At 61.3% G+C, this 362-nt stretch carries 1 protein-coding gene; it reads left to right on the top strand.

The genetic code is table 11. From position 1 onward, the window contains the following. Positions 1–351: YqaA family protein (locus AB4Z23_RS29090; protein WP_441361387.1), on the top strand; the 351-nt coding region annotated here is incomplete at its 5' end. Positions 352–362 lie beyond the last annotated feature (11 nt).

The raw sequence follows: 362 nt of genomic DNA, 5'->3' as shown, positions 1-362 counted from the left end.
GCGCTGATGATCCTCGCCGATCGATATCCGCTTGCCGCCCTGATTTGTATTGCCAGCTTCGGCAATGTGCTCGGCTCCGTGGTCAACTGGATGCTCGGACGGGGGATCGAACACTATCGCGACCGTCGATGGTTCCCGGTTTCGGCGGAAAAGCTCGAAAAGGCCGAAGGCTGGTACCGCCGCTATGGAAAATGGTCCCTGCTGGCAAGCTGGGTACCGATCATCGGCGATCCGATCACGGTCGTCGCGGGTGTGTTGCGGGCGCCGTTCCTGGCATTTCTCACGCTCATTACCATCGCCAAGGTCGGCCGTTATCTGGTGCTGGCCTGGGCGACGCTCACGGTGGCCTGACCATGCTGACC

The sequence above is a fragment of the Agrobacterium sp. MCAB5 genome, assembly GCF_052114365.1.
Lineage (GTDB): Bacteria > Pseudomonadota > Alphaproteobacteria > Rhizobiales > Rhizobiaceae > Agrobacterium > Agrobacterium tumefaciens.
The sequence above is the reverse complement of the archived record's forward strand: the minus strand, read 5'-3'. Positions and strand labels throughout refer to the sequence as shown.